Origin of the sequence: Aureibaculum marinum (assembly GCF_003813905.1) — a bacterium.
Lineage (GTDB): Bacteria > Bacteroidota > Bacteroidia > Flavobacteriales > Flavobacteriaceae > Aureibaculum > Aureibaculum marinum.
In genome coordinates this window covers 191,264-197,846 of record NZ_RPFJ01000001.1, presented here as the reverse complement: position 1 = coordinate 197,846, position 6,583 = coordinate 191,264, and the positions used below count along the sequence as shown (strand labels likewise).

6 protein-coding genes are annotated in these 6,583 nt (G+C 27.7%); all 6 read right to left on the bottom strand.

Annotation, left to right across the window (positions count from 1 at the left end; all coding sequences use genetic code 11):
• A partial coding sequence (locus EGM88_RS00855; protein WP_148084074.1) for a hypothetical protein occupies positions 1-695 on the bottom strand: 695 nt, incomplete at its 3' end.
• Between the two features lie 371 nt (positions 696-1,066).
• A complete protein-coding gene (locus tag EGM88_RS00850) occupies positions 1,067-2,140 on the bottom strand; it encodes an ATP-grasp domain-containing protein (RefSeq protein WP_123895988.1) in 1,074 nt (357 codons plus the stop codon).
• Positions 2,112-2,354, bottom strand: coding sequence for a DUF6095 family protein (locus EGM88_RS00845; protein WP_123895987.1), 243 nt, complete (start codon positions 2,352-2,354; stop codon positions 2,112-2,114). Before EGM88_RS00845 ends, EGM88_RS00850 begins: the two co-directional genes overlap by 29 nt.
• A 49-nt stretch (positions 2,355-2,403) precedes the next feature.
• Entirely contained in the window at positions 2,404-3,243 is an 840-nt protein-coding gene (murQ, locus tag EGM88_RS00840; protein ID WP_123895986.1) for an N-acetylmuramic acid 6-phosphate etherase, read from the bottom strand.
• Positions 3,244-3,314: 71 nt separating this feature from the next.
• Positions 3,315-4,124, bottom strand: coding sequence for a DUF4249 domain-containing protein (locus EGM88_RS00835; RefSeq protein WP_123895985.1), 810 nt, complete (start codon positions 4,122-4,124; stop codon positions 3,315-3,317).
• A gap of 68 nt (positions 4,125-4,192) precedes the next feature.
• The gene (locus tag EGM88_RS00830; protein ID WP_123895984.1) at positions 4,193-6,568 is read right to left on the bottom strand and encodes a TonB-dependent receptor; all 2,376 of its coding nucleotides are present in this window, start codon (positions 6,566-6,568) and stop codon (positions 4,193-4,195) included.
• Between the last annotated feature and the right edge of the window lie 15 nt (positions 6,569-6,583).

Sequence of the window (6,583 nt, the reverse complement as noted above, 5' to 3'; positions counted from 1 at the left end):
CCATTTTCTAAAGTAATAGTTAAGATAGTACCATTCAAACTAAAGTCAGATATCTTTTGATTATCTGTATTGTCTAAGTAATTAGATAAATCAACCGTACCACCATCTTCTAATGTTAAGATGTTATTATCAATACTTAATTTTTGATCATCTGAACTAGAGCTAGCAATATCAACGGTTTGCGTATTACCATTTTCTAGTGTAATTGTTAAGATAGTACCATTCAAACTAAAATCAGTAATTTCTTGATTATCTGTATTGTCTAAGTAATTAGATAAATCAACCGTACCACCATCTTCTAATGTTAAGATGTTATTATTAATACTTAGTTGCTGGTCGTCGGTATTTATAAACTTAGATAAGTCGACGGTACCCCCATTGACTAAACTAATGATATTAGTATCAGAATCAAAACTTAATTGTTGATTATCCGTACCTGTGTCACATAAGTTAACCCAAGTGCCATTATATTGATAAATGCATTTTTCATCGGTATTATAAACTAACGCCCCATTTAATGGCGTCATATTGGTCATCTCAATATTTGTAATTCTAGTTAAAACAAATGCTTTATTAGAACTCTCTAATTCAAGTAATGATGAAGTATCTATTGAGTTTGTGTTTTCTCCTATTTTAACCTGACCATATGTGGTAGATGAAATTAAGAGGATAAATAGGATTTTAAATATTTTCATAATTTGTATATTTCTGTATCTAATAGATTTATATTATTATGCATGCATAATAATTGATTGACTATATAACAACTTCAAATGCTTTTCTCCCTAAAAAAAATGAATTATATTTTTTTATTGAAAATAAAGTAGTTACATGTTAAAACTAAAAAGCTTGTGATTAATCATTTTTAGTAGGGTTGATGACTTTTTCATTTAATGAATTATATTTTTTTTAAAGCCTAAAAATGATCGAAGGATTTAAAATCAATAACGATTTTACTCAAAAATTGTTTGTCTATTATTATAGAATAGATGTTCTATTCTTTCCACTTATTGTAGGATAGAAACGTTAACTAAAAGTTAAAATTGTATTATGGAAATAATAATACTTATTTTGATGTCTTCTTTTTAAGGTTAAATGAATATTTTTTTAACAGTAACATATCTTTTAAAAAAGGTAGTAATGAAGGGTAAGTTTTTTTGAAAACGCTATGATTATATCTAGCTATCTTATTAGCAATACTCCAGTGGTTTAAAATTGTTTTTAAAGACGCAAAATAATTAGATTTTTCAGTATCATAAATATGCGTAGGTTCTGCTATTATTCCATTAAGTTCAAGTATTTTAAAGTCTTCAGCATTTTTTAGTTTATTAAATGTTTTATATTTAATATCAAAACGTCCGTAATTAAAATCTGGTAAGTTTGCCGTGATTTTATCTAAAAAAGCTTCTAATTGTTGGTCTATTAGATGATTTCCATTTATAAATTGGGTTCCTTTTGAATGGTTACCAATAACTGTGAGTTTTACAATTTCATTTTTTTTAGGAATAGTATTGTAATTTTTTAGATGTATTTTTTTAAAAAGCGTATGGTATAAAAATGCACGCTTATCCTTTAAAATTAAAGTTTCTAAATCATCCATTCCATTTCCTATAACAGTAACAAATTTTTTGAGAGTGACTGAAGTTATTTTTCCTTTATTTTTACCAGGAATTTTATGATAAAACAACCCACATTCGTTTTGAAAACTGACATATTCTTGTAAAATAATGGCAATATCATTATTTTTAAGATAGTTTTTTAAGTCTGAAATAGTATTAATCTTTTGAACTAGTATACCTCTAAACCCAACATCTGGCTTTGCAATTAAAGGAAATTCAATTTTAGAGTTATTCAGAGAGATTAAAACAGAATTAAAATCTGTTTTTGGAGTAATTAAAATAGATTTAGGAATGTATTGTTCTGGCAATAATTTAAGTGTTTTAAATTTTGATTCAGAACCCATTCCGGAGTATTTAATAGCAGGATTTACAATTAAAAAGAAAGTTAAACTTTTGGCTAATATGGCTTTGTATAAAAAATAGGGAATTAAAGGAATATAAAACAGGTATGTTGGCCAGTGTTCTGAATGGAAAAGTTTTGTTAAAAAAATTTTAACGTTTATTATTTTTTTTATTTCCATCAAAAATATATCTAGAAATTTTTACAAGACCAAAGGCAGTGGTTAAAATTGCTGCTAAAGCTAAAATAATTCCTAAAATTAAAAAAATATAATTATTATCCCTGTTAATAGCCTTAAAACCGATAGTAATTACTATAGGAGCAATAAACAATAGAGGCAAAGCAATCCCTAAATATTTTAAAGCATTGAAAAGTGTAGGTTGTTTATTCTTCATTTCTATTAATTAAAACTAATACCGATACACTTTTATATTAATACTGTTGTTAATTGACTAAATGACCGTTATCAGTTTCTTGGTTATAGTTATTAATGGCATTTCTAACATTACCATATTTTTCTATTAGAGCTTCTGCCTCAGATTTATCAATGTTTAATTCTTTCATTAGCATGTTAAGGCCTCTATCAACTAGTTTATTGTTTGATAGCTGCATATCTACCATCTTATTTCCTTTCACTTTTCCTAACTGAATCATAGTTGTAGTGGTAATCATGTTAAGGACTAATTTTTGAGCAGTTCCAGCTTTCATACGTGAACTTCCTGTTACAAATTCTGGTCCCACAACAACTTCAATAGGATATTTTGCTGTTAATGCTAATGGACTGTTTTTATTACATGTAATACAACCAGTTACAATATTGTTTTCGTTGCATTTTTCTAATGCAGAGATAACATAAGGAGTTGTACCAGAAGCTGCAATTCCTACAACTACATCTTTATCACTAACCTGAAACTCTTGTAAATCTATCCAGCCTTGTATTGTAGAATCTTCAGCATTTTCTACAGCTTTTCGAATTGCAACATCACCACCAGCTATTATTCCAATAACTAATTCAAAAGGAACGCCAAAGGTAGGAGGACATTCAGATGCATCTAAAATTCCTAAACGACCACTTGTACCTGCTCCAATATAAAATAATCGACCTCCGTTTTTAAGCTTTTTAACAACTTGTTCAACTAAACGCTCTATTTGTGGTATTTCTTTTTCTACCGCATCTGGTACTGATTTGTCTTCAGTATTTATATTACGAAGCAATTCATTAATGCTCATTTTTTCCAGATGGTCGTAATTTGAATCTTGTTCTGTAGTTTTTGTAAAGTTCATAAAAATCTAGTAGTTGAAATCGAGTCGACAAAAATAAGGAATATTTTTAATTATGGCTTTATTAATTTATTTCATTCAATAGTGTAATTGAATTCATCTACTTCAGAAAGCCTAAAATAACCTAAAGGATAGTTTTCTATATTAGTTAAATTAATACAATTTCCCCTAACTGTGGCTGGTTGAGTTTCAAAAGGCCCACCACCTTCATTAGTTTGTTGGAGTAGAATAAACATATACTCATAAAAGTTTTTTGAAGTACCATAATTTCTAATTCTTATATGATGGCCAACTTCTAAATCTTCGTTAGAATAATATGCAAAAACTTCGTTACCATTTACAAACTCATCTTTAAAAACTTGTAATGAGGGTAGAGTAGGGATGTCATTAGAAAACTCTATTAAGTAATAATTTTCTTCATCAATTGGATCTTGACTATAAGCTTTTATTTCATAATCTTCTCCTAAAAAGCCTCCAGATTTACTTTGCTCTACACGTAAAATAGGATTTATTGGTTTTAAGGTTTCAACAGCGGTATAGGTTTCATTATTATAAATTATAGTTAAACGATAAGTTTCATTTATTACAGGGTTAAAATTATTGTTTATGTAAATTCCAGTATTTTCATTCTCTAAAAATATAAATTCATCATTTTGAGAATTTGTTACTTTAACGATAGCATTATTTGCTGGAGGAACAATAGTATCAAAATAAGGGGCAGATAGACTTAATTTAATAGATTGATTATTTCCAGAAGTTCCTTTAAACCAATTTATTGATGCATCAATTATTAGTCTAGGTTCTGATTGAGGTACATTAACATCAATAACATCTTCGCAAGAAATAAAATTGATTGCTATTAAGTAAAATATAATTTTTCTCATTTGACTAAAGTTCAATAATTAGTTAATTTTTAGTAAAGTATATAAGCTTACTATTTAATGTTATTCTCTTAGAATTTAAAATTATAAGACACAGAAGGAATTATACCAAAAATAGATAGTCTTGTTGCTTCATTAACTCCTGTATCTGAATTTGTGCTAAATCGTATTGAAGCTGCATTTTTTCTATTGTACACATTATAAATACCAAAAACCCATTGACTTTGCCATCCTTTATTTTTGTTAGGTTTAGGTGTGTAATTCGCTGCAATATCTAATCTGTGATAGGTTGGTAACCTATATTCGTTTCTTCCTTTATAACTAGGAATAACAATTCCATTATATTGATATTGAGAATCAGGGTATGTTGTAGGTTGTCCTGTTTGAAATAAAAAATTAGTACTAAAAGACCATTTTTTATTCAATTGGTAACTACCTGTTAGTGAAATATCGTGTGTTTTATCATATCCAGTGTTATACCATTTTCCATTATTAATACCAATTTCAGAAGGAGTTCTTCCTGGAGTTTGTTGTTCAGATTTAGATAAAGTATATGCCAGCCACCCTTTAAAATTACCTTGATTTTTTCGAAGTAATAACTCTAGACCATATGCTCTTGCTTTTCCATTTAATATCACTTGCTCAATGGCATTATTTGCAATAAGATCTGCTCCATCTATATAATCAATACGGTTTTTAATGTTTTTATAAAAGCCTTCTACTTCTATTGTATAGTTATCGTTCTTTAAACTTTTAAAGTAACCAATAGCATATTGATTTAATAGTTGAGGCTTAATATATTTACCGCTCGGAGTCCAAACATCTAATGGAGTTGGAGAACTTGTATTTGATAATAAATGTAAATATTGGCTCATTTTATTATAACTCACTTTTACTGATGAATTTTCATTTAGTTGGTATGCTAAAGAAAATCTAGGTTCAAAGTTTCCAAAAGATTTAATAGTTTTACTTCTAGAAAATGATTCGGTTCCTATAGGCTCTGCTTTCTGATAAATTTGAAGCTCTTCATTAAAAGTTACTGGGTTATCATTTTCATAGATATTTAATTCGTTTTGTCCTAATCGTAAAAATGAACTATAGCGTAAACCGTATGAAAGTGCTAGTTTATCAGTAATTTGGTGTTCTGCATCAAGATATAATGCATTTTCAAAAGCGTATTTATCAATTAATTTAAAAGAATTAATACCAGATGTAGGTGTTGAAGGCTCAATTTTTCCTGGATTAAACATATAGTAAATACTATTTAAACCATATTCTAATTTTAATTTGTCATTTAAATAATGTTTAAAATCATATTTAATATTAATATTCTGTATACCAGAAACCCAATTAAATTCTACTAAGTTAAGTTTTAGGCCATAATAATAATCTGAATAGATTAATGATAAATTAGAAAATATTTTATCAGAAAATAAATGATTCCATCTAAAATTTACTACACTGTTTCCGTAAGTATTTTCAAAACTGTCAGAAATACTAAATAAATCTCTTCCAAAATAACCTGATAAATAAATGTTGTTATTAGGAGTTAATTTATAACTTAATTTTGTGTTTAAATCATAAAAATAAGCTTTATTGTTTAGGTCAAATAAAGGTAAAAATAAATGAGCATAAGAGGTTCTTCCACCTAATAAAAATGAACCTTTATTTTTTTCTAACGGACCTTCTACCAATAATCTGCTTGATACAATACCTATACCTCCATTAGCATGGAAAGTTTTACTATTACCTTCTTTTTGATAAATATCAAGCACAGAAGAAACTCTACCTCCATATCTTGAAGGAATACCTCCTTTGTATAACTTTAAATCTTTAATAGCATCAGGATTAAACACTGAAAAAAAACCGAATAAGTGTGAGGAGTTATAAATTGTAGCTTCATCAAGTAAGATTAAATTTTGATCTGCAGCTCCGCCTCTTACATTAAAACCAGAAGACCCTTCACCAGCATTAGTTACACCTGGTAATAAGGTAATAGACTTTATAACATCTACTTCTCCTAAAACTACTGGAATTTGTTTTATAGTAGCAGAAGTTAGAGCATTAACACTCATTTGAGGTTTTTTAAGGTTTAATTTTTCTACATTTTCTTTGATAACTACCTCGTTTAAAGTTTCTGAAGCTTCAACTAAATTGAAGTTTTTGGTAATATCTTTATCTAGAGTTATAGTAGTTCGTATATCTTCAAAACCTATATAACTAATTAAGATGTTGTAATCGCCTTTAGGAAGTGTTATAGAATAAAAGCCATATTCATTAGTTGTGGTTCCTGTTTGTAAATCAGGAAAAATAATGTTTACGCCAATAAGTGTTTCATTACTAGAAAATTCAGATATTTTACCACTAAGGGTGTATTTTTCCTGTGCTAAAAGCAATGTTCCTTTAAAAAGAAATAAGAGCACTATAATTGTGTTTAGTTTATTCAAATTTTCTATTTTAAA